Below are 23,464 nucleotides of genomic sequence, written 5' to 3' on the forward strand. Positions count from 1 at the left end.
GAACTTCTCCAACGCGCTCTCCCCGTGCGACCGAACCGGACCCCTTGCCGTGGCGCAGGATGCTTGCGGTCCACGGCGTGAAGAGAGCGGCCTTATCCGCCGCGCAAGGCCCCGCCAACTGGGATCAACGCGGCGCCGTCTCGCAGCATTCGCGGTGGCCGGCGCCGACTGCGACCATAGGCGGTAGCAGCCAATCCATTCCCGGGTCGGATCGGCCAGCACGTCGCGAATGACGCGGTACCCGAGCGCACGAGTCCGACGCCCCCGCCAAACGGCTTCCCGCATCGAGGGCATCGGCAACTCGTGATCGACAAGCTGCACCCACGCTGGCGGAAAGCGTGACCCGACGCGCCTTGCCGGAGGGCGGGGTCTCGCGTAGGCTTGCCTGCATGGCAGCGCATCGATCCCGCTTGGCGATCCTTGGGGCCCTGCTCGCGTTGCTTGCGGTGCTGGGGATGAGCGCCCTGTCGACCTGGCACAGCGTCGATTTCCACGATCAAGATCCGGCGCAGGTGGCCTCGGCGGCGCAGGCCCATGAGGACGACGACTCGCCTGCCGATCCGGACCACGCGCTTCATGCCGCGGCGCACATGGTGGGGCACGGCGTTGCGTTGCCCGCTGAAAAGACTGCGCTCGCCCATTCGAATGCGACCGGTCCGCGCTGGACCGTATATCGCGCCGGTGTGCTGCCCGGTCTCGATCCTGCATCCTTGCTGAGACCGCCGCGCGCCTGAGCCGTCTCCGGCGCGCACCAGCGCGCAACGGCTCTCTCGTGCAAGGATACCGGATATGAACGGCACTACCAGCCGGCATCGCCTCGCGGCGCTGCTCGGCGGATTTGCGGGCGTGATGCTCGCAGGCGCAGCGTGGGCGGATCCCGCGCCGCCTTTCGCGCAATTGTTGAAGCAGGCGCAGGCATCCCCGCGCGTCGCGGCACTCGATGCAGATGTCGATCGCGCGCAGGGGCTGGCGGAACAGGCGCGAGCGCGTCCGAACCCGACCATCAGCCTCTATGGCGAAAATTTCGCCGGTTCCGCGCCCTATACAGGCTTCGGACGTACCGAAACGACGCTGCAATATAATCAGCCGTTCGAGCTGGGCGGCAAGCGGTCGGCGCGCGTCGCGGCGGGCGAGGCCGGGGTGAAAGCGGCGGCCGCACGCGGGCATCAGGGGCGCGTGCTGTTCGCGCACGAGCTGGCGCTGGCCTATGTCGCGGTCGAACTGGCCGACAAGCGGATCGAGATCGCCGAGGACGAGGTCGAGGAGGCGGAGGCCGACTTCAAGCTGGCCGGCGCGCTGGTCGCGGCCGGCAAGGAAGCCCGTCTCCGCGCGCTGCAATCGGAAACCGAGCTCAATGCGGCGCGCGCGATGCTGGAGGGGGCACGGGCGACCCGCACGGCAGCGCTCGCCCGCCTGTCTGCGCTCGCCGGCGTCGAGGCACCATTCACCGGCATATCGGAGTCGCTGCTGGACCGGCTCGCCGCCCCGCCGCCCTATGGCCCCGTCGATCCCAAGCGGAACGCGGGCTATGCCGCCGCGCTGGCGGACCGCGAAGCGGCGGCGCGGCACGCCGTCGCGGAGCGCAAGCGCGCCATCCCGGATGTTACCGGGCAGATCGGCGTGCGGCGGCTTGAGGGCGACCGGGCCACCGCCATCGTCGCCGGCATCTCGCTGCCCCTTACCCTGTTCGATCGCAACAGGGGCAATATCGCCGCGGCCGAAGCCGATCTGCGGGGTGCCGAAGCAAGGGCGGCGAATGCGCGGTTCGAAGCCGAAGCCAATGCCCGTGCGGCGCTTGCGCTGATCGCGGCGGCCGAGGCGCGGATCGCCGCAGCCGACCGTACCCTGCGCACCGCCCAGGAAACCTATCGCCTGGCGCGCATCGCCTATGAAGCCGGCAAGTCGCCGCTCAGCGAACTGCTCACGGCGCGCCACGGGCTGGGTGTCGCCCGCGGAGTCGTTGTCGACGCCGCCGCTGCCCGCATCGATGCCCGCGCCCAACTCGCCAGCCTGCAAGGACTGGCCATCACCGGAGACCCGGTCCAATGAACGACAAGAACCGCCTGTACACCGGTGCCGCGCTGGGCCTCGCCGCCGCAGCTGCGCTCGGCTTCGGTGCCGCTCGCTGGACCCAGCCGACGCCGCCGGCGCCGCAAGCCCCCGCTACGGCAGAGCCGGCGCCCGCCGATAGTGTCGAGATCACAGCCGACGGCATCCGTGCCTCCGCGATCGCCATCGCGCCCGCTGCGGCCGGAGAACTGGACGCGGCGATCCCGGCGTCCGCCACGGTCGAGGCGACCCCCGATGCGGAAGCGGTGCTGACCGCGCGGGCACCCGGCACCGTGTTGCGCATCTTCAAGCGCATCGGCGATCCGGTCCGTGCCGGCGAAACGCTGGCGCTGGTCGAAAGCCGCGATGCCTCCGCCATCGCCGCCGATCGCACCGCCGCTGCGGCGCGGGTCGCGCTTGCCGCGAAGCAGCTCGCCCGCGAACGCACATTGCTCGCGCAAGGCGTGTCTCCCCGGGCAGACTATGAGACGGCGCAGGCGAACCTTGCCGTGGCGCAGGCCGATGCCGGACGCGCCAGCGCCGCTGCGGGCGCGGTGCGGCTCTCGCCCGATGGCCGCTCCATCGCGGTGGTCAGCCCGGTAAGCGGTCGCGTCACGGCGGCCCCGGCGAGCCTGGGCCAGTTCGTCGCCGCCGAAACCGAACTGTTCCGGGTCGCCGATCCGGCGCGGCTCCAGATCACCGCCAGCCTGCCGCCGGCAGACGCCCCCCGCGTGCGCGCCGGGGATCGGGTGGAACTCACCGCCCGCGATGGGCGCGTGATCGCGGGACGGGTGCGGTCGGCAACCGGCGTCGTCGATCCCGACACGCGGGCGGCGACCATCGTCATCGAGCCGAGCGCGGGCAGCAGCCTGCTCGTCCCCGGCCTGCTCGTCCAGGCCCGCATCTTCGCGAGCGGCGGCGCGACCAAGAGCGGCGTGATGGTGCCGCAGGAAGCGGTGCAGACGATCGGCGACCGCACGGTCGTGTTCGTCCGCACGCGCGCCGGGTTCAAGGCGCGCACCGTCCAGGTCGGCGGCCGCTCCGGCGGGCTGGTGGCGATCACGGGCGGCTTGGCCGCGGGCACGCCGATCGCGACGACCAACGCCTTCCTGCTCAAGGCCGAGATCGAGAAGGAGTCGGCGGAATGATCGCGCGCATCCTCTCGCTTTCGGTCCGGATGCGATGGCTCGTCGCCTTTCTGACGCTGCTGGTCATCGGTTTCGGTGCCTGGCAGATCACCAGGCTGCCGATCGACGCCGTGCCCGACGTCACCAATCGGCAGGTGCAGATCAGCACCTTTGCACCGACGCTGGGGCCGGTCGACATCGAGAAGCAGGTCACCTTTCCGGTCGAGACGGCGCTGGCCGGCATCCCGGGCCTCGAAATGACGCGCTCGATTTCGCGCAACGGCTTCAGCCAGGTGACCGCGGTGTTCACCGACGCGACCAACATCTATTTCGCGCGGGCGCAGGTCTCCGAGCGGCTGGGACAGGCGAAGGACAGCCTGCCGCCCGGCGTACAGCCCAATCTCGCCCCGCTCAGCACCGGGCTCGGCGAGATCTTCTTCTATTCGGTCGCCTTCCGGCATCCCGACGGCAAGGGCCTGAAGGCCGCCGACGGCAAACCCGGCTGGCAGTCCGACGGCAGCTATCTCACGCCCGAGGGCGAGCGGCTGACCACCGAACTGGCCAAGGCGGCCTATCTGCGCACGGTGCAGGACTGGATCATCCGGCCGCAGATGCGCAACGTGAAGGGCGTCGCCGGCGTCGATTCGAACGGCGGCTATGTGAAGCAGTATCTGGTCGAGCCGAACCTCACCGCACTGGCCACCTATGGCCTGTCGATCACCGAACTCGCCGATGCGCTGGAGCGGGCGAACCTGTCCGCCGGCTCGAGCTATGTCCGCCGCGCCGGCGAGAGCTTTCTGGTGCGTGCCGATGCGCGCCTGAAGTCGATCGAGGACATCCAGGACGCCGTCGTCGCCACCCGGGGCGGCGCGCCGGTGCGCGTGAAGGATGTCGGCCAGGTCGTGATCGGCGGCGCGGTGCGCACCGGATCGGGCAGCCGCATGGGATCGGAGGCGGTGATCTCCACCGTGCTGATGCTGGTCGGCGAGAACAGCCGGATCGTGGCGAACAGCGCCGCGGAAAAGCTGGTCGAGGTCAACCGTGCGCTGCCGCCCGATATATTTGCGGAGCCGATCTATAACCGCTCCAAGCTGGTCAATGCGACGATCGCCACAGTCGAGAAGAACCTGGTCGAAGGTGCCCTGCTCGTCATCGTCGTGCTGTTCCTGCTGCTGGGCAATATCCGGGCGGCGCTCGTGACGGCGGCGGTGATCCCGATCACCATGCTGATGACCGCCGCCGGCATGAACGGCCTGGGCGTGTCGGGCAATTTGATGAGCCTCGGCGCGCTCGACTTCGGGCTGATCGTCGACGGCGCCGTCATCATCGTTGAAAACGCGCTCCGGCGCCTCGCCGAGCGGCAGGAGCATGTGGGGCGCCTGCTGACCCGTTCGGAACGGATGGAGGAGACGACGCTCGCCGCGCAGGAGATGGTCCGACCGACCGTCTACGGCCAGCTGATCATCTTTCTCGTCTTCGTTCCGCTGCTCACTTTCCAGGGCGTCGAGGGCAAGACCTTCGCGCCGATGGCGATCACGTTGATGGTCGCGCTGGCGTCGGCATTCCTCCTCTCGATCACCTTCGTGCCCGCGATGATCGCCCTGCTGATCACCGGCAAGGTCAGCGAGACCGAGGTCAGGCCGATCCGCTGGTTCAAGCGGAAATACGCGCCCATGCTGGCCAGGGCGGTCGCGCGGCCGGTGCCGTTCATCCTGGGCGGCGTCGGCATCTTTGCGGCCGCCGTGCTGTCGTTCGGCCTGCTCGGCGAGGAGTTCATGCCGCAGCTCGACGAGAAGGACATCACCGTCACCAACTTTCGCGTGCCCTCGGCATCGATCGATCAATCGACCCAGATGCAGCTTCAGATCGAGAATGCGCTGAAGACGCTGCCGGAGGTTGCCCTGGTCTTTTCGAAGAACGGCAACGCGGATCTCGGCACCGATCCCATGCCGCCCAACGCCTCCGACACCTATGTCATCCCGAAGCCGGAGCGCGAATGGCCGGCGGAGGTGAAGAGCAAGGCGGACATTCTGCGCCGCATCGAGGCGCGCATGAAGCCGCTGATCGGCAATCGGACGGAGATTCAGCAGCCGATCCAGATGCGTTTCAACGAGCTGATCGCCGGCGTGCGATCGGATGTCGCGGTGAAGCTCTATGGCGACGATATCGACGCGATGACTGCGCAGGCGAAGCGGATTGCCGGCGTGCTGCGCGCCATTCCCGGCGCGGGCGATGTCAGTGCCGAGCAGACCTCGGGCGCGCCGACCTTCGACGTGAAGATCGATCGCCAGGCGGCGGCGCGCTACGGCCTGTCGGTCGAGGCGATCGCGAACACCGTCTCTGCCGCGCTGGGCGGACGCGAGGCCGGGCTGCTGTTCGAAGGCGACCGGCGCTTTGCCGTGGTCGTCCGCCTGCCGGATGCGCAGCGCGACGACCTGGAGACGCTGGGCGCGATTCCGGTGATGCTGCCCGCGGCTGAGGGGCAGGCCGCCCGCGCGATCCCGCTGCGCGAAGTGGCCCGGTTCAGCTACACGCAGGGGCTGAACCAGATCAGCCGCGAGAACGGCAAGCGCATGGTGGTCGTGCAGGTCAATGTGCGCGGGCGCGACCTTGGCGGGTTCGTCCAGGAGGCCCAGGCCAGGATCCGCCAGCTCGATCTGCCGCCGGGCATGTACACGGCGTGGGGCGGTACGTTCCAGAGCCTGCAGTCGGCCCGGCTGCGGCTGCTGATCGTGGTGCCGATCTGCTTCGTCGCGATCTATGCGCTGCTCTATCTGGCGCTGGGCAGCTTCGTGCCCGCCGCGATCGTGTTCAGCGCCGTGCCGATGGCGCTGGCAGGCGGCGTGTTCGCGCTGCTGCTGCGCGGCATCCCGTTCTCGATCACCGCCGCTGTCGGGTTCATCGCGCTGTCCGGCGTGGCGGTACTCAACGGCCTCGTCATGATGAGCGCGATCCGCAAACACCGCGAGGACGGTGCCGAGGAGGATGCCGCGATCATCGGCGGCGCGATGGAGCGCGTCCGGCCGGTGCTGATGACCGCATTGGTCGCCAGCTTGGGCTTCGTGCCGATGGCGCTGGCGACCGGGACCGGTGCCGAAGTGCAGCGGCCGCTGGCGACGGTGGTGATTGGGGGGCTGATCACCTCGACCGCGCTGACCCTGCTGGTGTTGCCGGCAATAACGGCGTTCCTGTCGCGGGCGACGCGGCGGCGTAACGACGCGCGATCCGGCGAGCATGCCGCCACGGCGGATTGACGGCAAAGCGAGGGCGCGGCGTGCTCGCTCCCTCGTGCCTTGTCGCGTTCCCGCTTGACCGAGCCCATCGCGGTCGGCACTCTCTGCTATATGGGGTTCGCGATCTCCCCATGAGGCGACAGGCTGAAGTATCGCGTCCCAATCCCCTTGAGGACGCATCATGCCTTCGATCAATGCCGTGGCTCCCGACAAGCTCGTCCGTCTCCTCGGCACACCGCGTGCCCCGTCTATCCTGGATGTTCGCAGCGATGCGGCGTTCGCCGCCGAGCCGCGCCTGATCCCGGGAGCGATCCGCCGACCGTTCGCCGGACTGGCGGACTGGGCACCCCGCTTCGCGCATGCTGCGGTCGTCATCGTCTGCGAGGACGGCGGCGCGATCGGCCATGGTGCCGCCGCCTGGCTGCGGGATGCCGGCGCAGATGCCGATGTGCTCGACGGCGGGATCCGCCGCTGGGCTGGCGCCGGCCTGCCGATGCTCGATTGCTCGGCGCTGCCGGCGGGCGATGCTGCGGGGCGCACCCTCTGGGTTACCCGCGCCCGCCCCAAGGTCGATCGCATTGCCTGCCCATGGCTGATCCGGCGGTTCGTCGATCCGCAGGCGCAATTTCTGTTCGTCCCCGCGGCCCATGTCGTCGGTGTCGCCCAGCAGATGGGTGCTGCACCGTTCGACATCGAGGCCGAAGGCGTGCGCTGGACGCATGACGGCGCGCATTGCACCTTCGACGTGATGCTCGAAGGATTCGGCCTTGGCGGGGTCGATGGGCTGGACCGGCTTGCGCGGGTCGTCCGCGGTGCGGACACAGCCCGGCCGGATATCGCACCCGAGGCGGCGGGTCTGCTGGCGATCTCGCTGGGGCTGTCGCGCCTGTACAGCAACGATCTCGAACAGCTCGAGGCAGGCATCGGGATCTACGACGCGCTCTACCGCTGGTGCCGCGACGCCACCGACGAAACCCATGACTGGACCTCGCACCAGCCTGCGAAGTCGCGGGTGACGGCATGAGCACGGACGCGGTGGCGGCGGGCGCGGTTGCCACGCGCCCACGGCCGGCCGACGTGACGCTTGGGCAGGCCTTCTGGGTGTGGCTTCGGATCGCGGCGCTCTCGTTCGGCGGCCCCGCCGGCCAGATCGCGATGATGCACCGCGTGCTGGTCGAGGAGAAGCGCTGGATCGGCGAGCATCGGTTCCTGCACGCACTCAACTATTGCATGGTGCTGCCGGGGCCGGAGGCGCAGCAGCTCGCGACGTATATCGGCTGGCTGATGCACCGCACCCGGGGCGGCATCGTCGCGGGCGGGCTGTTCATCGTGCCAGGTGTCATTGCGATCATGGCGCTGAGCTGGGTCTACGCGCTCTACGGCAAGCTCGGCATCGTGTCGGCGTTGTTCTTCGGGCTGAAGGCGGCGGTGCTGGCGATCGTGCTCCAGGCAGTGGTGCGGATCAGCAGCCGCGCGCTGAAGAACAATGTCATGCGCACCATGGCCGCCATCGCCTTCGTGCTGATCTTCTTTGCCGGGGTGCCGTTTCCGCTCATCGTCCTGGCGGCGGGCGTGATCGGCTATTTCGGCGGGCGCGCGGGCCTGGCGGTGTTCAAGGTCGGCGGCGGTCACGGCGCGAGCAAGGGGACCATCGTCGAGGATGCGGAGACGCTGCTCGGCGAGGCGCTTCCCGCCCATGCCCGGGTCGCGCCGCGCGCGGCGATCCGGACGGCCGGGGTTTGGCTGGCGCTATGGCTGGCCCCGGTCGCGGTGCTGGTTGCGTGGCTGGGCCCGGCCAATGTGTTCAGCCAGATCGCAACCTTTTTCTCCACGCTGGCGGTGGTGACGTTCGGCGGCGCCTATGCGGTGCTCGCCTATGTCGCGCAGGAGGCGGTGCAATCCTATCGCTGGCTGCAGCCGGGCGAGATGCTCGACGGGCTCGGCATGGCCGAGACGACGCCGGGACCGTTGATCATGGTGCTGCAATTCGTCGGCTTCATGGGCGCGTATCGCGCGCCGGGGATGCTGCACCCGCTGCTCGCCGGCACGCTGGGCGGGCTGCTCGCGACCTGGGTCACCTTCATGCCCTGCTTCCTGTGGATCTTCCTCGGCGCGCCGTTCATCGAGCGGCTGCGCGGCAACGCGGCGGTGGCCGGTGCGCTGTCGGCGATCACCGCCGCGGTCGTCGGGGTGATCCTGAATCTCGCGATCTGGCTCGCGATCCATACGATCTTCCGCCAGGTCGTGGCGTTCCGTGGCGGACCGCTGCGGTTCGACGTGCCGGTCCTGTCCAGCGTGGATCTCTGGGCGTTGCTGCTCTCGGCGGCTGCCATCGTGGCGGTCCTGCGGTTCAAGACCGGCACGCTGCCCACGCTCGCGGCGACCTCTGCTGCGGGCATCCTCCTCTATGTCACTGGCGTCATCCAATAATCGCAGAGGGACCCAGCCTGTCCGAGACCAGCATGGGCTGCCGCGGCCTGATTGCTGCCGGCGACACCTTCGGAGCGGCGGCGATGGAAAGCGCGAAGCGCTGATCGCATTCGCAGCAAGCACCTCCACGACATCCGCAGAACCTTCGCCCCGCGGCGGATGCCCGCCCGACGAGGTCCGCCGGATCCGGACGATCTACGTTGACGACCACGCCAGGAATGTGGCACTCGGCCGTCGGATCGCACGCGGGTCTGCAAACCGGGATTGTAAACCGGCGCTCCGCAAGCGGTTGGAACAACGATAAGCCGTTGTTTTGCGGGTGTAGCTCAATGGTAGAGCAGAAGCTTCCCAAGCTTACGACGAGGGTTCGATTCCCTTCACCCGCTCCATTTTTCGATCTCACTAGATCCCATACGGCTTTGTAAACCACGGAAATCTGCGGTATTTTTCGGACTGTCCGGTTCGTGATCGCTCGTCTCATCTCATCAAATCGCAACTGCAGATGGGGCCTTCTCAAAAATCGCGGGCCCCACTTTTTTGCACGAGGCCCCAATGTGGTGGGGCCTCGGGATGAGAGGTCCGCACCATGCCGTTGAGTGATATGGCGATCCGCAAGGCCAAGACCCGCGAAAAGGCCTACAAGCTTTATGACGAGTTGGGCCTCTACGTCATCGTGTCGCCGTCTGGCTCCCGCCTGTGGCGGATGAAGTTCAAACACCGTGGCGTCGAGAAGAAGCTCAGCTTCGGCTCCTACCCGGAGGTCAGCCTGCGCGACGCGCGTAAACTGCGCGATGACGCGCGCGAGGTCCTTGCCGAGGGGAAGAACCCTGTTCTGGAGAAGCAGCGCGAGAGAATTCGGGCCGAAGCACTGGCGGAAAACACCTTCACTCGCATCGCCAACGAATATTGCTCGAAGCGGCGGCGCGACGGCGACCGGGCGTGGGCGCCCTCCACCGCTGCACGCTGCGAGTATCTCCTCAGCCTGCTCGACACCTCGATCGGCACAATGCCGATCCATGAGATCGAGCCCATCGACGCGCTAACCGCGATTCGAAAGATCGAGAAGCGTGGCAAGCTGGAAAGCGCGCGGCGTACCCTGCAGCTAGCCGGCGCCGTATTTCGCTATGCTGTCGCCACCGCCCGATTGAAGTCGGACCCGACGAGGGACCTGCGCGGCGCGCTGCTGACACCAACCGTCAAGCACTACGGCGCGGTCACCGAGGCGAAGGACGTTGGCAAGCTGCTGCGTGCAATCGATGCATATGAGGGCCAGGGCATGACCAAATGGGCGCTGCAACTGGCGCCGCATGTGTTCGTGCGCCCCGGCGAACTACGTCACGCACGATGGGACGAGATCGACTTCGACGCCGCAGTGTGGACCATCCCGGCCGAGAAGATGAAGATGCGCAAGCCGCATCACGTCCCGCTCTCGACTCAATCGATCGCGATCCTGCTGGAAATCCGGTCGATCACCGGGTCAAACGGCTATGTATTCCCGTCAATGCGGTCGCGCACGCGGCCAATGTCGGACAACACCCTCAACGCGGCGCTCCGCCGCCTCGGCTACGCAAGCAGCGAAATGACGGCACACGGCTTCAGGGCGATGGCCAGCACCCTGCTGAACGAGTCCGGCAAGTGGTCCTACGACGCGATTGAACGGGCTTTGGCGCATGGCGATACCGACAAGGTGCGTGCGGCCTATCATCGCGGTACCCACTGGAAGGAGCGGGTAGCGATGGCGCAGTGGTGGTCGAACCTGCTGGACAGCCTGCGCAGCGGCGCAACGATCTTGCCCTTCCCGGGAGTGCGGGTCGGCTGAACGCCTCCGGTCACGCCGCCCGATCGCGCGCCGGTTTAGGTGTCGGTACGCGACACCGCACGCTTATTGGGCAGGGTCTTCCCAGGGATTGAGCAGCGGCACCCCGGTTGCAATGAAGTCGGCGGTGTTGCGGGTGACGACGGTGAGGCCGTGGACAAGGGCGGTGGCGGCGATCATTGCATCGCGTTCGGCGCGAGGATCGGGAACGTGGAGGGCTGCGCAGCGACGGGCCACCGCAGAATCGAAGTCGAGAATGTGATCCGCAAATCCGGGCATCACGATCTTGTCCATCCAGCGCCGTAGCGACTCTGCCTGTGCTTCATCCCGGCGTTGAAGCCGAAGAATGCCGATCTCGATTTCCATGATCGTCACGGCTGACAAGAACGGGCGAGCACCGAAGGCTATCTTTGTCCAAGCCTCGAACGCAGGGCCTGCCCGTTCCGGCTTTCGGAGTGCCGATACGACGTTGGTATCGAACAGGAACATCAATCCTCGCCAAACTCGGCCGGACGGAAGCCGATGTTCAGCTTGGGCGGCTCGAAATCGAAATCGCCCCCGTCATCCTTGTCTGCGAAGATATCCCACAAGGTCTGGCCCTTGCCGATTAGCCGTTGATATTCTTCGATTGAGAGCAGGACATGCGCTGGGCGCCCGCGATCGGTGATGAAGACGGGGCCATGCAGCGCCGCCTTCTTGGCGCGCGCGGCGTCCTGATTGAACTCTCGGCTGGTAAGGCTGGTGATACCCATGACGCCCTCCTGGCGCTTGACGATATGTTGCTACATTGTCAGCGGGCCGGCGAAAGTCAAGACGCGTGGCACTGTAATGCGCTATAGCCGGGCCACGGTTGGCCCCTTTGCCCGCGCGGAGGTAGCCACTAGGCCCTTGATGTTCGAAGCCTTGGCAAGATCGATCAGCTCTTGTGACCAGTACAAGCCAAGTGCGTCATAATCGGAAAATGAATGGACACCGGCCCGGATGTCACCGGCTGGCTCCCCGCCCCCGCACGAACCCGCGATCGCTCTCGAGGAAGGATGTCAGCATCGCCGGGATCAGATCCGTCACCGCCTCCTTCTGCCCATAAGTGTCGGCATATAGTGCAGCATAGTCCTGCAGCCGCTGGTGCAGGTCGGGCGTGATGAGGATCGCGAGCTTGACGGGCTTTCGATCCGGCAGCTTTGCCAGTTTCAAATCAGGCATGTCGGCCTCCTATTCGCGCCAAGGCGCGAGGATCAGGTCCTTGTGGACCACGAGCAGCACATTCGTGCCGGGGCGAACTGTCAGCGTCGGCTGGACGTTGAGATTGCGTGAGGTGATCTGGTCGCCCGCCCGCGCGACATTCTGCTGCGTCGACTGCCGGATCGCGCGGACCAGATCGCTGTCGCCCGAAATCGTCAGCTCCGAGCCCACGCCGAGCAGAGTCGACATCGCGACCCCCTTGAGCAGCGTCCAGGTGTGGAAGTCTACCTTGTCCTGCAGGCCGGCATAGCCCGAGGCATCGGTCGCCGGCACGTTGTCGATCCTGAGCGAGCTGCCGTCCGGCAGCAGGATGCGCTGCCAAATGACCAACGCACGCTTTTGCCCGTACGCGACCACGGAGTCGTAGCTTCCGACGAGCCGCGCGCCTTGTGGGATGAGCAGGATGCGCCCGGTGGGACTGTCGAACACGTTCGCTGTCACCTGCGCCGTGACCAGGCCGGGCAGATCGGACCGGAGACCGGACATCAGACTCGCCGGGATCACACTGCCGGCCGACAGGAGATATGGCGACGGCGCGGCTTGCAGCGTATGCGGATTGGTGTCCGCCGATGTGTCGCGCGTGACGACGAACTGGGCCTTGCGGCTCTGGGCGTTGGGATCGCGCTCCGGATCGACTGCCGGTGTTGGCGCTTCCGGGGGGATGGGCGTCGGCGGAGAAGCGACCTCCACTGACACCGGCGCCGATGGCCTGCTCTGGTTCTGCACAAGCAGTCCCGATGCGCGTGCTGCCTTCAACTCGGCAAGCTGCCGATCGCGTTCCTGCGTTGCGGCCTGCGCCTCCGCCCGCCCTGCCCCACTACCGCTATCTACCTCCACCTCGGCCGCCATGCGGCGCTGGCGCTCGAGGATTGGGCGCCCCGGGTCACCCGGTAGCGGCGGCCCGAGCTTTGGAACATCACCATAGCTTGCGGGCAGGCGGTTCAGGGTATCGGGCGGCGGCTGTTTGTTCGGCTCCGATAGCTCTTTCCGCTCGACTGCTGCCGGCATCAGGCGCGATCCCAAAGCACTCCATGCCACGGCGACCAGGCCGACCGAACCCAGGGCTGCGAGCGCGATGATCACGCCGCGACGGAACCGGATGGCGCGCGGAGGCTTGACCCGGATCGCCAGCGCTTCGGGGTCGAGCTTCGAGGTTGGCAGGACAGCATCCTCGCTCATGACCGCTTGCCTTTAGGCGCAGGAACCTCGGTCACCCGATCGATGCGGACCACCTGCTGCTTGCCGGTGCCTAGCCGCAACTCGGCACGATCGAAAATCCGGTCGACGACATAGAAGCGCCCGCGCATCCGGTAGTTGACCAGCTCGGCCTCGCCCGCCGCGCCGATCACGAACAGCGGCGGTGCCTCGCCGACCGCGATGCTCGCCGGGAACTCGACAAAGGTCTGCCGCCCGTCGTCGAATGCGCGGAGCGGCCGCCAGGCCGGACTGTCGCCGTTCACCCTGTAGTTGAAGTGCAGGCTGTCCACCGACAGGCTCGCAGCGATCGGGGCTACCGCTCCCGCCTGAGCCTCCTTCTGCCGGAGCGCGATCAGCTGGTCGGCAGGATAGGTCCAAGACAGGGCGGCCATGGCGGTCCGCGTGGTGGCCGTAAGCTGGAGATGGTAGCTGCGGCGATCGGTGGTGATGACGAGGTTGGTCGCGAGGCCACTCGCAAAGGGCTTCACGAGGACATGGGTGCGCTTGTCGGCGCCCGTCCCGCTGGTGGTGTCGCCGATCACCCAGCGTACCGTATCGCCTGCCGCGACAGCGACGAGATTCTCTCCCGACTGCAAGGCAAGGTCGGTCACGGCACCCGGGGCCGTATAAACCTGATAGATCATGCCCTCGCTGAAGGGATAGATCTGGACCGCGTTGACGAAGCCCTGGGCCTGCGGCTGCTGGGTAGCTGCGCGATTGGCAGCAGCGACGCGCGCGGCGCCTAGGCTCACGGACTTCCGCACGTGCTTGCGGACTGGCGGCTTGGCAGGTGGGGACGCGGTGGCGGTCGGCGCAGGGGTCGGTCTAGCCGGAGGCGACGGTGCGTGTTGGCCCCATGCCGATACCATGGCGAGGGACGCCGCCGATAGGGCGAGCAAAAGCTTCATGACTGGTCCTCCGTGCTGGGCTCCGCCGGGGCAGCGGGATCGACTGGGGAGTTGGTCGGCGCCGAGACGGGAGCGGACGGCGGGAGCATCGGCGCGGCAGCCGGCTTCGGCGCGGCCGAGGCATCCAGCTCCCGGCTCCAGTCGATCGCATCGACATAGACACCGAGCGGATTGCGGCGGAGCGTGTCGGCGTCCTTGGGCGGGGTGATCGCGACGGTCAGGATAGCCGTCCAGCGCGACGTGCCGGTCTCGGCGCCCCGCTCGAACGCGGTCTCGGTCCATTTGACCTGGAACGAGCGATCGGATGCCCGCACCACGCTGGTGACCTGCACCGTTACCGTCTTCTCGCCGATGGCCCCGAAAGGGTCGGCCGCGCGCGCATACTCGCCCAGAAACTGGGCGCCGCGCTTGGTGGCGAAGTCGTAGGCATCGAGCCAGTTCCTGCGCACCAGCACCGGATCGAGCGACCGGCCGCGCACATTGGCGATGAAGCGCGACAGGTGCCAGGCGATCTGCGGATCAGTCGGGTGATAGCCGGCCTCGGCCTCGGTGGCGGCACGCGCCTCTCCCAGCCGGTCGACTTCGACAACATAGGGCGTCACTCGGCTCTGCGCCGACTGCCAGGCGAGAGCACCCGACAGGCCGGTTGCGAGCGCAAGGCACCCGAACGCCATAAGCCGCCAGTTCCGCGCCTGCACACGGGCCGAGCCGATCCGCTCGTCCCAGAGCTGCCCGGCCCGCTGGTACGGCGTCTCCGGTTCGGGGGTTCGTCCATAGCGCTGGACGGCGCGTCTGAAGACCATCGGCTAGTCCCTTTCCTTAATGTCTGGGGTTGCGGAAGCGCCGCCGCGATCGCCCTGCTGGAGGGCATGCAAGGCGACCTGGCGGTGATGGCGGCTAGTCTGCTGGCGCTGCATGGCGCGGGCCCATGCGGGAACGGCTTCTTCGGCGGCGGCCTGCGACGCGGTATCGCCGCCGGTGCGATTCAGCGCATTCCAGGCGGCCGCCCGGCCGCGCGACGCCGCTTCGCCAAGGCCCAGCGCGCTGGAGGCGCGCGCGCGTGCGGCATTGCTGGCGGCACGGGCCACGCCGCCCAGCCCCGCCGACATGGTCGGCGCCGCGGCCGTCTCCTTGCCGAGCGTGTAGGCCGTGGATGCAGCCGATCCCATCGCGGTGCCTGCGCGAACGGCCCCCAGCGCGGCACCGCCCAGCATGCGGGCACCGCCCACAGCGGCACCGCCGGCAAGCATCGCCATGCCGGCAGCGCCGACCGTGGTGCCCAGCGCTGCGCCAGCGCCGAGCTGCGGTGCACCGGACACGAGGCCCGAAGCGATGCCGGGTCCGAAGATGCCCAGCCCGAAGATCGTCAGGCTGGCGAGCATCAGGCTCATCGCCTGGCCGATATCGGGCTCCTGCCCCTGCAGCGCGCTGGTGAACTCGCTGAAAAAATTGGCGCCGATGCCGACGATGACGGCGAGCACCATCACCTTGATGCCCGACGAGACGACATTGCCGAGCACCCGCTCGGCGAGGAAGCTGGTGCGGTTCCACAGCGCAAAAGGCACGAGGAGGAAGCCGGCGAGCGAGGTCAGCTTGAACTCGACGATCGTGACGAACATCTGCACCGCGAGCAGGAAGAAGGTCAGGATCACGACCGCCCAGGCGAACAGCAGCACCGCGATCGTCAGGAAATTGTCGAAGAAGGTCGTGAAGCCCATCAGCTGCGACACCTGGTCGAGCAGCGGCCACGCGGCGGCAAAGCCCGTGCCGGCGAGACGACCGGGCTTCAGCAGATCCTCGGCCGACAGCGTGCCCCCGCCGGCAGTCAGCCCGGCCTGCGCAAACGAACGGAAGATGATGTCGGCGAGGGTCGAGAAGCTGTTCAGGATGAACGCGAAGGCGCCAATGTAGAGGATCTTGCGCAGGAAGCGGCCGATGACATTGTCTTCGCCTCCCATCGCCCAGAACAGCCCGGCAAGCGTGATGTCGATGCCGATCAGGGTCGCGGTGAGGAAGCGGACATCCCCGCCCAGCAGACCGAACCCGCTATCGATGTAGCGGGTGAACGCGGTCAGGAAGCGATCGATGACGTTGAGGTCGTTCACGGTGGCGATGTCCTGCGCTGGAGGGGTGCCGCGAGGCGGGACCGGGGGTGAGAGCCCCGCCCCGCGGCGGACGACGGCGGGAGGCAAGACCGCCGCCGCCCTGGCCGGCGGCGCTACCTGGGGATGTAGGCCGAGCCGGAACCGAGGAACCTGCGTGTTGCCGCGCGCGCGTCGATCTCGGCCTGGGCGCGGCGCGCCTGCTCGATCGCCTCGGCGCGGTACTGCGCGGCCATCATGTTCTGGATCTGGAACTGCTGCTTAGCGGCCAGCGCGAGCAGCTGGTTGGTCGCCTGCTGGGCCTGGAGCGCTCCCTCGGCGCCCTGGCTCTTGGCGACGATCCCGCTCAGCGCCTGGGCATCGGCCGTGACATTCTCGGTCACCTGCGCCTGCACCGTCATGGTCTGCTGATAGGCGGACATCGCGGTATCAAGCCGGGCGCGCGCAGCGACGACCTGCTCGTTGGTCCGGAGCGCCGCCGAGAAGCTCTGCGGGAAGAGCTGGCGGAACTGCTGGTCGAGCCCGGACACGCGGAACTGGATGCCCTGCGCCTGCCCCATCAGCCGGTTGACCTGCTGGAGCGTCTGGGTCAGCGCCTGTAGCTCGGGGAAGTCGATCCTCGTGAGGTTCTTCGCCTGGTTGATCAGCATCGTCGCTTCGTTCTGGAGCGACTGAATCTGGTTGTTGATCTGCTGGAGCGTGCGCGCGGCGGTCAGCAGGTTCTGGCTGTAGTTGCCGGGGTCGAACACGGTCAGCTGCGCGCGGGCAGGCGTGCCGGTCATGATAAGGCCCATGGCGAGCGCCCCTGCCGCGCCTGCGCCAAGGGCGCTTGCGACCAGATATTTGCGGGTGCGGATACGCATCACATCACTCCTCTCTTTGGTTTGCGGGGAAAGCGGCGAGCAGTTCGGCGGCCCAGTCGAGGCCCAGATCAGCGAGGAAGCGCGCGGCAAAGTCCGCGTGCCCGCCCTCGGCGAGCATCGCGTCGATGCGGGCCTGCGTCGCGGGATCGGAGGCGCCGCACAGGGCCAAGGCGATAGGACCCAGCCCCAGCTCGAACAGCCGATTGCCGCGCGCGGACTGCAGATAATAGTGCCGCTTCGGCGTCGCGCGGCTGACCAGCTCGATCTGCCGCTCGTTGAGCCCGAACCGTACGTAAGCCTCGCGGCTCTGCGGTTCGATCGCCCGGTCGTTCGGCAGCAGGATGCGCTGCGGGCAGCTTTCCAGGATGGCGGGGGCGATGCTGCTCGATGCGATGTCGGCAAGGCTCTGCGTCGCGAACAGCACCGCGACATTCTTCTTGCGCAGCACCTTCAGCCATTCGCGGATGCGCGCGGCGAACAGGGGATGGTCGAGGAAGATCCAGGCCTCGTCGAGGATCAAGAGCGTTGGCCGGCCGTCGAAGCGCTCCTCCAGGCGGTGGAAGAGATAGGTCAGAACGGGGGCGACCACGCCGGCCTGGCCCATCAGCGCCTCGGTCTCGAAACACTGGACATCGGCGAAAGCGAACTGCTGCTCGGCCGCATCGAGCAACCGGCCATAGGGACCGTCGAGCGTATAGGCGCCGAGCGCGGTGCGCAGCGCGTTCGACTGGAGCAGCAGCACCAGCCCGGTCAGGGTGCGTTCTTCCACCGGCGCCGAAGCGAGGCTGCCGAGCGCGGACCAGACCGCGTCCTTGACCTCGGGCGTGACCAGCACCTTCTCGTGCGCGAGCAGCGCCGCGATCCATTCGGCGGCCCAGCTCCGCTCGGCGGCATCGTCGATCCCGCGGAGCGGCTGGAATGCCAGCGTATCGCCTACATCGGTGCCCATCCCCAGCGCATGGTGCGCGCCGCCCATCGCCAGCACTGCAGCGCGGGCCGAGAAGCCCTTGTCGAAGATATAGACCTGCGCGTCGGCGTAGCGGCGAAACTGCAGGGCGATCAGCGCCAGCAGCACCGACTTGCCGGCACCCGTAGGCCCGACCACCAGCATGTGCCCGACATCGCCGACATGGGTCGACAGCCGGAACGGCGTCGATCCCGCCGTGCTGGCGTGGAGCAGCGGCGGCCCATCCAGATGCGCATTGCCACTCGGTCCCGCCCAGACCGACGACAGCGGCATGAGATGGGCAAGGTTCAGCGTATGGACGAGCGGCTGGCGGACATTGGCATAGACCTGCCCCGGCAGCGACGAGAGCCAGGCCTCGACCGCGTTGACGCCCTCGCGGATGCAGGTGAAGCCGAGCCCGCCCACGATCCGCTCGACCTGCCGGACCTTGTCCTCGACGCGCGCGCGATCGGTGTCCATGACCGTGATGGTGGTGGTCAGGTAGCCGAAGGCGACATGGTCGCCGCCCAGCACCTGGAGCGCCAGATCGGCATCCACCACCTTGTTGTCGGCATCGCTGTCGAGCAGCTGCGAAGACTGGTTGTACATCACCTCGCGGAGCAGCGCGGTGATCGACTTGCGCTTGTTGAACCACTGGCGACGGATCTTGGTCAGCGCCTTGGTGGCATCGCCCTTGTCGAGCGCGAGGAAGCGCGTCACCCAGCGATAGGCGAGATCCTGGTGATTGAGGGCATCGAGGTTGCCCGGCCGGCTCATGCTCGGGAAACCGAGGATGGTCAGGGTGCGGACATGGCGATCCCCCAGCCGCGGCTCCAGTCCGCCGGTCAGCGGCGTATCGGCGAGCAGCGCGTCCAGGTAGATCGGCGTCTCCGGCACCGCGACATCCTGCTGCCGCGTCGAGATCGTGCCGTGCAGGAAGGTCAGTGTCTCGCTGTCGTCGAGCGCATGGACCTCGGGCATGAAGCTCGCGAACAGGTCGAGCGCGCGGTCGGTCTCGGCGATGAAGTGCGCCAGCGCCGCGCGCCAGTCCCGCCCCTTCTCGGCGTCGGGCCGCTCGACCAGCGACCGTCCGGCGGCCTCGGCGCCGTCAGGCGCCGGAAGCCACACAAGCGTCAGGTGGTAGCGGCTTTCGAAATGGGCGCCCTCGCCGAGGAAGGCCGCCCGGCGCTCCTGGTCCACCAGCCACGATGCGGCGTCGGGGAAATCGCTGTCGGGATAGGCGGCCGCTTCGCGCCGCTCGGCATCGAAGAACAGGGCCCAGCCGCTGCCGAACCGCTTGAGCACATTGTTGCCCCGCGCGCAGGCAGAGATCAGCTCGGCCTCGGTGGCGGACTCGAGATCGGGTCCACGGAATCGGAGGGTACGCTGGAAGCTTCCATCCTTGTTGAGGACGACACCGGGGGCGACCAGCGCCGCCCAGGGGAGATGGTCGGCCAGCCGATCCGCGCGGCGACGATATTCTGCGAGGTTCAGCACGCGAAATATCCCTTCTGCCGGAGGTGGCGAAGCAGGACGGGCGCGAAGTCCGGGTCCCGCCGCGCGGCGAACACGGCGATGCTGTGCCCCACGGCCCAGAGCACGAGCCCGGCCAGCCACTGCTGCAGCCCGAGCCCGACCGCCGCGGCGACCGTCCCGTTGACGATCGCGATCCCACGCGGGGCGCCGCCGAGCAGGATGGGCGATCCCAGGCTCGCATGGATCGGTGCCTCGAAGCCCGGCAAGTGCTGACCGGTGTCGCTCATGCGACGAGCGCTCCCCCGCCGAAGCTGAAGAAGCTCAGGAAGAAGCTGGAGGCGGCAAACGCGATCGACAGCCCGAACACGATCTGGATGAGCCGGCGGAAGCCGCCGCTGCTCTCGCCGAACGCCAGCGACAGGCCAGTCGTGATAATGACGATGACGGCAACGATCTTGGCGACCGGCCCCTGGACCGACTCGAGCACCTGCTGGAGCGGTTCCTCCCAAGGCATCCCCGAACCCGCCGCATGGGCCGAGGTGGCAAATGCGATGCCGATGGCGGCGAGTTCGACGAGGCGCGCATGGCGTGCCGGGATCTTGGCGAATTGCATGATCAATCTCCTTCGGGGCTGGGGGGCAAGAGAAGGTCGGCAAGCGCGTAGCTGCCGGTGTCCGGATCGACGCCGGCGACGCGGGCGACCTGCGAGACGCGCCGGTCGAGGCCGCGGCCGGAGACGAACACGATGACGTCGATCGCCTCGGCGATGAGCAGGCGCGGCACGGTGACCACTGCCTCCTGCACCAGGCCTTCGATCCGGGTGAGCGCGGACAGCGCGCTGTTGGCGTGGACCGTGGCGATGCCGCCCGGATGACCGGTGTTCCACGCCTTGAGCATGTCGAGCGCCTCGGGCCCGCGGACTTCGCCGACGATGATGCGATCAGGGCGCAGCCGGAGGGTCGAGCGGACCAGGTCCGCCATGGTCACGACGCCGGGCCGTGTGCGGAGCGCAACCGTGTCGGCGGCAGGGCTCTGCAGTTCGCGCGTGTCTTCGATCAGGAGGATGCGCTCGTCGAGGCACGCCATCTCGGCCAGCAGCGCATTGGCGAGCGTGGTCTTGCCCGAACTGGTGCCGCCGGCGATCAGGATGTTGTGGCGCAGGAGGACGCAGGCTTTCAGCCGGTCGGCCGCGAGCCGGGTCATGACGCCATCGGCCACATAGTCGTCGAGCCGGTAGAGACGCTCGGCCGGCTTGCGGATCGAGAAGCACGGCGCGGCAGACACCGGCGGTAGCACGCCCTCGAATCGCTCCCCTGCCCGCCCTTCTTCGTGTGGTGGAAGCTCGGCCGAGACGATCGGCGCGTCGCCGTGCACCTCGGCGCGCGCATGCGCGGCGACAAGCCGGATGATCCGCTCGACCTGCGCGGCTTCCATGCGAACGCCCGTGTCGGAGCGCCCCTCCCCCAACCGGTCCAGCCGGAGCGCGCCGTCGGGGTTGACCATGATCTCGGTGACGCGCGGATCGGCGAGCGCTGCGGCGATCGCCGGACCCATGGCCGTCCGCAGCATCGCGCGCCGCCGATCGCCGGAGATGCCGGCGGTCACTGGCCGGGCTCCGAGGCGCCGATCGTCCTGCGGCCAGCCGCAACCTGCCTGCCAACCTGGGTGACGAACGCCTCGAAGCGCTTCGCCCCCATGGCGCGCCCTGCCTGGTCGCTCTCGGCAAGCGGCGCATGGATGGCGAGTTCGTAGCGGACGAACAGTGCCAGGGTCTCAAGCAGGACATGCTCGTTCCGCTCGATCCGGCCAATCGCCGTCGTCATCCGGTCCAGCCGCAGCCCGAAGCGCTCCTCCAGCTCCGACACGCCGCGCCGGTTGAGCCAGGCGGTAACGGCATCCGCCAGGATCGCCGACTTCGACGCGCCCGGCTTTGCCGCAAGCGCTTCCAGTCGATCGCTGAGCGGCTTTGGCAGGAAGAGCTGATGGCGGACCTTCTCGACCATGGTCACAGCTCCACCTGCATGTCGCCGGCCCGATGCCCCCCAACGCCACCCGCGCCTGCATCCATCGCGAACGCCGTGCGCGCGATGCCGGAGGCACCGGCCCGATCCATGGCCCGCTGGTCAGCCGCCGGATCGTCCTCGTCCTGGCCGAGCCCGAGCACCTCGGTAGGTGTGGGTTCGGAGGCCGGCTTTGCTGGAAGCTCCTGCCCGGGATGACGCGCCTGCTTGAGACCGCCGTCCTCATCCTCGCGCTGCTCCTTCGCACTTCCGGCGAGGCGCGTATCCGTCTCACGCACGACGCCAGCCCAGTCGTCCGGTCGCGGCGCGGGACGATCGGCATAGTCGCCATCACCGAGCACGGGCGGCGGCAGGATGCGGGCCTTGAAGATTGCGTCCTTGTAATAGCGCAGCTTGGTGGCGCGGATCGGCGGCGTGCCCGCCACGAGCACAAGCTCCTCCGTCGGCGGCAGCTGCATGACCTCGCCGGGCGTCAGCAGCGCCCGCGCCGTCTCCTGCCGGCTGACCATGACATGGGCGAGCCAGGGCGCCAGCCGATGCCCGGCATAGTTGCGCATCGCGCGCTGCTCGGTCGAGGTGCCGAGCGCGTCGGAAATGCGCTTCGCCGTCCGATCGTCGTTGGTCGCGAAGGCGATGCGAACATGGCAGTTATCGAGGATAGCGTTGTGCTCGCCGTAGGCTTTCTCGATCTGGTTGAGGCTCTGGGCGATCAGAAAGGCGCGGACGCCATAGCCAGCGAGAAACGCCAGGCTGGTCTCGAAAAAGTCGAGGCGCCCGAGCGCGGGGAACTCGTCGAGCATCATCAGCAGCTTGTGGCGGCCACCGCTCTTGGCGCCCTTATCGGCTTCCAGATGCTCCGTCAGCCGTCGACCGATCTGGTTGAGCACGAGACGGATCAGCGGCTTGGTGCGGCTAATGTCCGAGGGCGGCACCACGAGGTAGAGCGATACCGGCGCCTTGGCCTCGACCAGGTCGGCGATGCGCCAGTCGCAGCGCGAGGTGACGGCCGCGACCGTCGGATCCCGGTAGAGGCCGAGAAACGACATGGCGGTCGACAGCACGCCGGAGCGCTCATTCTCGGACTTGTTCAACACTTCACGTGCCGCCGATGCGACCACCGGATGCACAGCTGGCGCTTCCGGCGTGCCGAGATGATTGGTGGTCATCATCCGGTCCAACGTGCCGGTAAACTTGCGCTGCGGATCGGACAGGAAGGACGCGACGCGGGCCAGCGTCTTTTCCTCCTCGGCGTAGAGGATATGAAGGATCGCGCCGACGAGCAGCGAATGGCTGGTCTTCTCCCAGTGATTGCGTCGCTCCAGCGCCCCCTCGGGATCGACCAGGATGTCGGCGATGTTCTGGACGTCGCGCACCTCGTCCTTGCCGCGACGGACCTCGAGCAGCGGATTGTACCGTGCCGATCGCACGTCTGTCGGATTGAACAGCAGGCAATGCGAGAAACGCTGGCGCCAACCGGCGGTCAGCTGCCAGTTCTCGCCCTTGATGTCGTGGACGACGGCCGAACCGGTCCATCCGAGGAGCGAAGGTATGACGAGCCCGACGCCCTTGCCGCTCCGGGTCGGCGCGAACGCCATGACATGCTCGGGACCGTCATGGCGCAGGTACTCCCGGCCCATCCGGCCGAGGAACACACCGGCTTCAGTGAGAAGCCCGGCGGCACGAATATCCTGAAAACTTGCCCAGCGGGCAGAGCCGTACGTCGTGACATGGCGCCGCTGACGAGCGCGCCAAAGGGACCCGAAGATTGCTGCCCCGCATCCGACCAGGCCGCTCGTGGCTGCAATGGCGCCCGCTTCTTCGAAGATCGTCGGGGCGTAGGCTTCGAACGAGAACCACCAGCCGAACAATGCCCAAGGTCGATAGAAAGGACGCCCGAAGGCGACGAACCAGGGCCTGCCCAACTCGGGCTGATACGCCAGTTCTGCTGCTGCCCACTGCGTCGCGAACCAGACCCCCGCCAACACGATGACGAGCACGACCAGGATCTGTCCAATGAGCAACTTGGTAGGAGTCATGCGGGCCTCCGTCCGCCA

21 protein-coding genes and 1 tRNA gene are annotated in these 23,464 nt (G+C 67.8%); 8 read left to right on the forward strand and 14 right to left on the reverse strand.

The features are described 5' to 3' along the window. Window positions 1-389 precede the first annotated feature (389 nt). The 8 genes from SPI01S_RS17395 (at window position 390) to SPI01S_RS17430 (ending at window position 10,658) form a co-directional block, all read left to right on the forward strand. The gene (locus SPI01S_RS17395) at window positions 390-734 is read left to right on the forward strand and encodes a hypothetical protein (protein ID WP_157084762.1); all 345 of its coding nucleotides are present in this window, start codon (window positions 390-392) and stop codon (window positions 732-734) included. 55 nt (window positions 735-789) lie between these two features. After that, a complete protein-coding gene (locus tag SPI01S_RS17400) occupies window positions 790-2,049 on the forward strand; it encodes a TolC family protein (protein WP_066725557.1) in 1,260 nt (419 codons plus the stop codon). Continuing rightward, on the forward strand, window positions 2,046-3,197 hold the full coding sequence (locus SPI01S_RS17405; RefSeq protein WP_066725560.1) for an efflux RND transporter periplasmic adaptor subunit: 1,152 nt from the start codon (window positions 2,046-2,048) through the stop codon (window positions 3,195-3,197). Before SPI01S_RS17400 ends, SPI01S_RS17405 begins: the two co-directional genes overlap by 4 nt. Continuing rightward, entirely contained in the window at window positions 3,194-6,430 is a 3,237-nt protein-coding gene (locus tag SPI01S_RS17410; RefSeq protein ID WP_066725563.1) for an efflux RND transporter permease subunit, read from the forward strand. The genes SPI01S_RS17405 and SPI01S_RS17410 overlap by 4 nt, the downstream gene beginning before the upstream one ends. A gap of 160 nt (window positions 6,431-6,590) precedes the next feature. Next, the gene (locus SPI01S_RS17415) at window positions 6,591-7,433 is read left to right on the forward strand and encodes a chromate resistance protein ChrB domain-containing protein (RefSeq protein WP_066725565.1); all 843 of its coding nucleotides are present in this window, start codon (window positions 6,591-6,593) and stop codon (window positions 7,431-7,433) included. Beyond that, complete coding sequence (gene chrA, locus SPI01S_RS17420) at window positions 7,430-8,839, forward strand: chromate efflux transporter (RefSeq protein WP_066725573.1); 1,410 nt, start codon at window positions 7,430-7,432, stop codon at window positions 8,837-8,839. Before SPI01S_RS17415 ends, chrA begins: the two co-directional genes overlap by 4 nt. 315 nt (window positions 8,840-9,154) lie before the next feature. Next, window positions 9,155-9,228 (forward strand) — tRNA-Gly (locus SPI01S_RS17425). A 197-nt stretch (window positions 9,229-9,425) separates the two neighbouring features. Then, window positions 9,426-10,658 carry a tyrosine-type recombinase/integrase gene (locus SPI01S_RS17430; RefSeq protein ID WP_066725576.1) on the forward strand — a complete coding sequence of 411 codons (1,233 nt, stop codon included), beginning with the start codon at window positions 9,426-9,428 and terminating at the stop codon, window positions 10,656-10,658. 63 nt (window positions 10,659-10,721) lie between these two features. Here SPI01S_RS17430 and SPI01S_RS17435 read toward each other — a convergent pair whose 3' ends face one another. From SPI01S_RS17435 to SPI01S_RS17500, 14 genes are all read right to left on the reverse strand, one after another. Continuing rightward, window positions 10,722-11,144, reverse strand: a complete 423-nt coding sequence (locus SPI01S_RS17435) for a type II toxin-antitoxin system VapC family toxin (protein WP_066725579.1) — start codon at window positions 11,142-11,144, stop codon at window positions 10,722-10,724. Beyond that, a complete protein-coding gene (locus tag SPI01S_RS17440; RefSeq protein ID WP_066725584.1) occupies window positions 11,144-11,407 on the reverse strand; it encodes a type II toxin-antitoxin system Phd/YefM family antitoxin in 264 nt (87 codons plus the stop codon). The genes SPI01S_RS17435 and SPI01S_RS17440 overlap by 1 nt, the downstream gene beginning before the upstream one ends. A gap of 232 nt (window positions 11,408-11,639) precedes the next feature. Then, entirely contained in the window at window positions 11,640-11,858 is a 219-nt protein-coding gene (locus SPI01S_RS17445) for a DUF2274 domain-containing protein (protein WP_019369571.1), read from the reverse strand. Between the two features lie 9 nt (window positions 11,859-11,867). Next, entirely contained in the window at window positions 11,868-13,076 is a 1,209-nt protein-coding gene (locus tag SPI01S_RS17450; protein ID WP_066725590.1) for a TraB/TrbI/VirB10 family type IV secretion system protein, read from the reverse strand. Further along, window positions 13,073-14,002 (reverse strand): P-type conjugative transfer protein TrbG, encoded by a 930-nt coding sequence (gene trbG / locus SPI01S_RS17455; RefSeq protein WP_066725592.1) that lies wholly within the window; start codon window positions 14,000-14,002, stop codon window positions 13,073-13,075. The genes SPI01S_RS17450 and trbG overlap by 4 nt, the downstream gene beginning before the upstream one ends. Beyond that, the gene (gene trbF, locus SPI01S_RS17460; RefSeq protein WP_066725596.1) at window positions 13,999-14,805 is read right to left on the reverse strand and encodes a conjugal transfer protein TrbF; all 807 of its coding nucleotides are present in this window, start codon (window positions 14,803-14,805) and stop codon (window positions 13,999-14,001) included. The genes trbG and trbF overlap by 4 nt, the downstream gene beginning before the upstream one ends. Before the next feature lie 3 nt (window positions 14,806-14,808). Then, window positions 14,809-16,107, reverse strand: coding sequence for a P-type conjugative transfer protein TrbL (gene trbL / locus SPI01S_RS17465; protein WP_066725603.1), 1,299 nt, complete (start codon window positions 16,105-16,107; stop codon window positions 14,809-14,811). 113 nt (window positions 16,108-16,220) lie between these two features. Further along, window positions 16,221-16,967, reverse strand: coding sequence for a P-type conjugative transfer protein TrbJ (trbJ, locus tag SPI01S_RS17470; protein ID WP_066725739.1), 747 nt, complete (start codon window positions 16,965-16,967; stop codon window positions 16,221-16,223). Between the two features lie 4 nt (window positions 16,968-16,971). After that, window positions 16,972-19,410 (reverse strand): conjugal transfer protein TrbE, encoded by a 2,439-nt coding sequence (gene trbE, locus SPI01S_RS17475; RefSeq protein ID WP_066725605.1) that lies wholly within the window; start codon window positions 19,408-19,410, stop codon window positions 16,972-16,974. Then, a complete protein-coding gene (locus SPI01S_RS17480) occupies window positions 19,404-19,676 on the reverse strand; it encodes a VirB3 family type IV secretion system protein (protein ID WP_066725607.1) in 273 nt (90 codons plus the stop codon). The genes trbE and SPI01S_RS17480 overlap by 7 nt, the downstream gene beginning before the upstream one ends. Then, on the reverse strand, window positions 19,673-20,002 hold the full coding sequence (locus tag SPI01S_RS17485) for a TrbC/VirB2 family type IV secretion system protein (protein ID WP_066725609.1): 330 nt from the start codon (window positions 20,000-20,002) through the stop codon (window positions 19,673-19,675). The genes SPI01S_RS17480 and SPI01S_RS17485 overlap by 4 nt, the downstream gene beginning before the upstream one ends. Before the next feature lie 2 nt (window positions 20,003-20,004). Beyond that, the gene (gene trbB / locus SPI01S_RS17490) at window positions 20,005-20,994 is read right to left on the reverse strand and encodes a P-type conjugative transfer ATPase TrbB (protein ID WP_066725612.1); all 990 of its coding nucleotides are present in this window, start codon (window positions 20,992-20,994) and stop codon (window positions 20,005-20,007) included. After that, the gene (locus tag SPI01S_RS17495) at window positions 20,991-21,392 is read right to left on the reverse strand and encodes a CopG family transcriptional regulator (protein WP_066725614.1); all 402 of its coding nucleotides are present in this window, start codon (window positions 21,390-21,392) and stop codon (window positions 20,991-20,993) included. The genes trbB and SPI01S_RS17495 overlap by 4 nt, the downstream gene beginning before the upstream one ends. Before the next feature lie 2 nt (window positions 21,393-21,394). Then, window positions 21,395-23,446 carry a conjugal transfer protein TraG gene (locus SPI01S_RS17500; protein WP_066725616.1) on the reverse strand — a complete coding sequence of 684 codons (2,052 nt, stop codon included), beginning with the start codon at window positions 23,444-23,446 and terminating at the stop codon, window positions 21,395-21,397. Window positions 23,447-23,464: the final 18 nt, after the last annotated feature.

It is taken from the genome of Sphingomonas pituitosa NBRC 102491 (genome assembly GCF_001598435.1).
Lineage (GTDB): Bacteria > Pseudomonadota > Alphaproteobacteria > Sphingomonadales > Sphingomonadaceae > Sphingomonas > Sphingomonas pituitosa.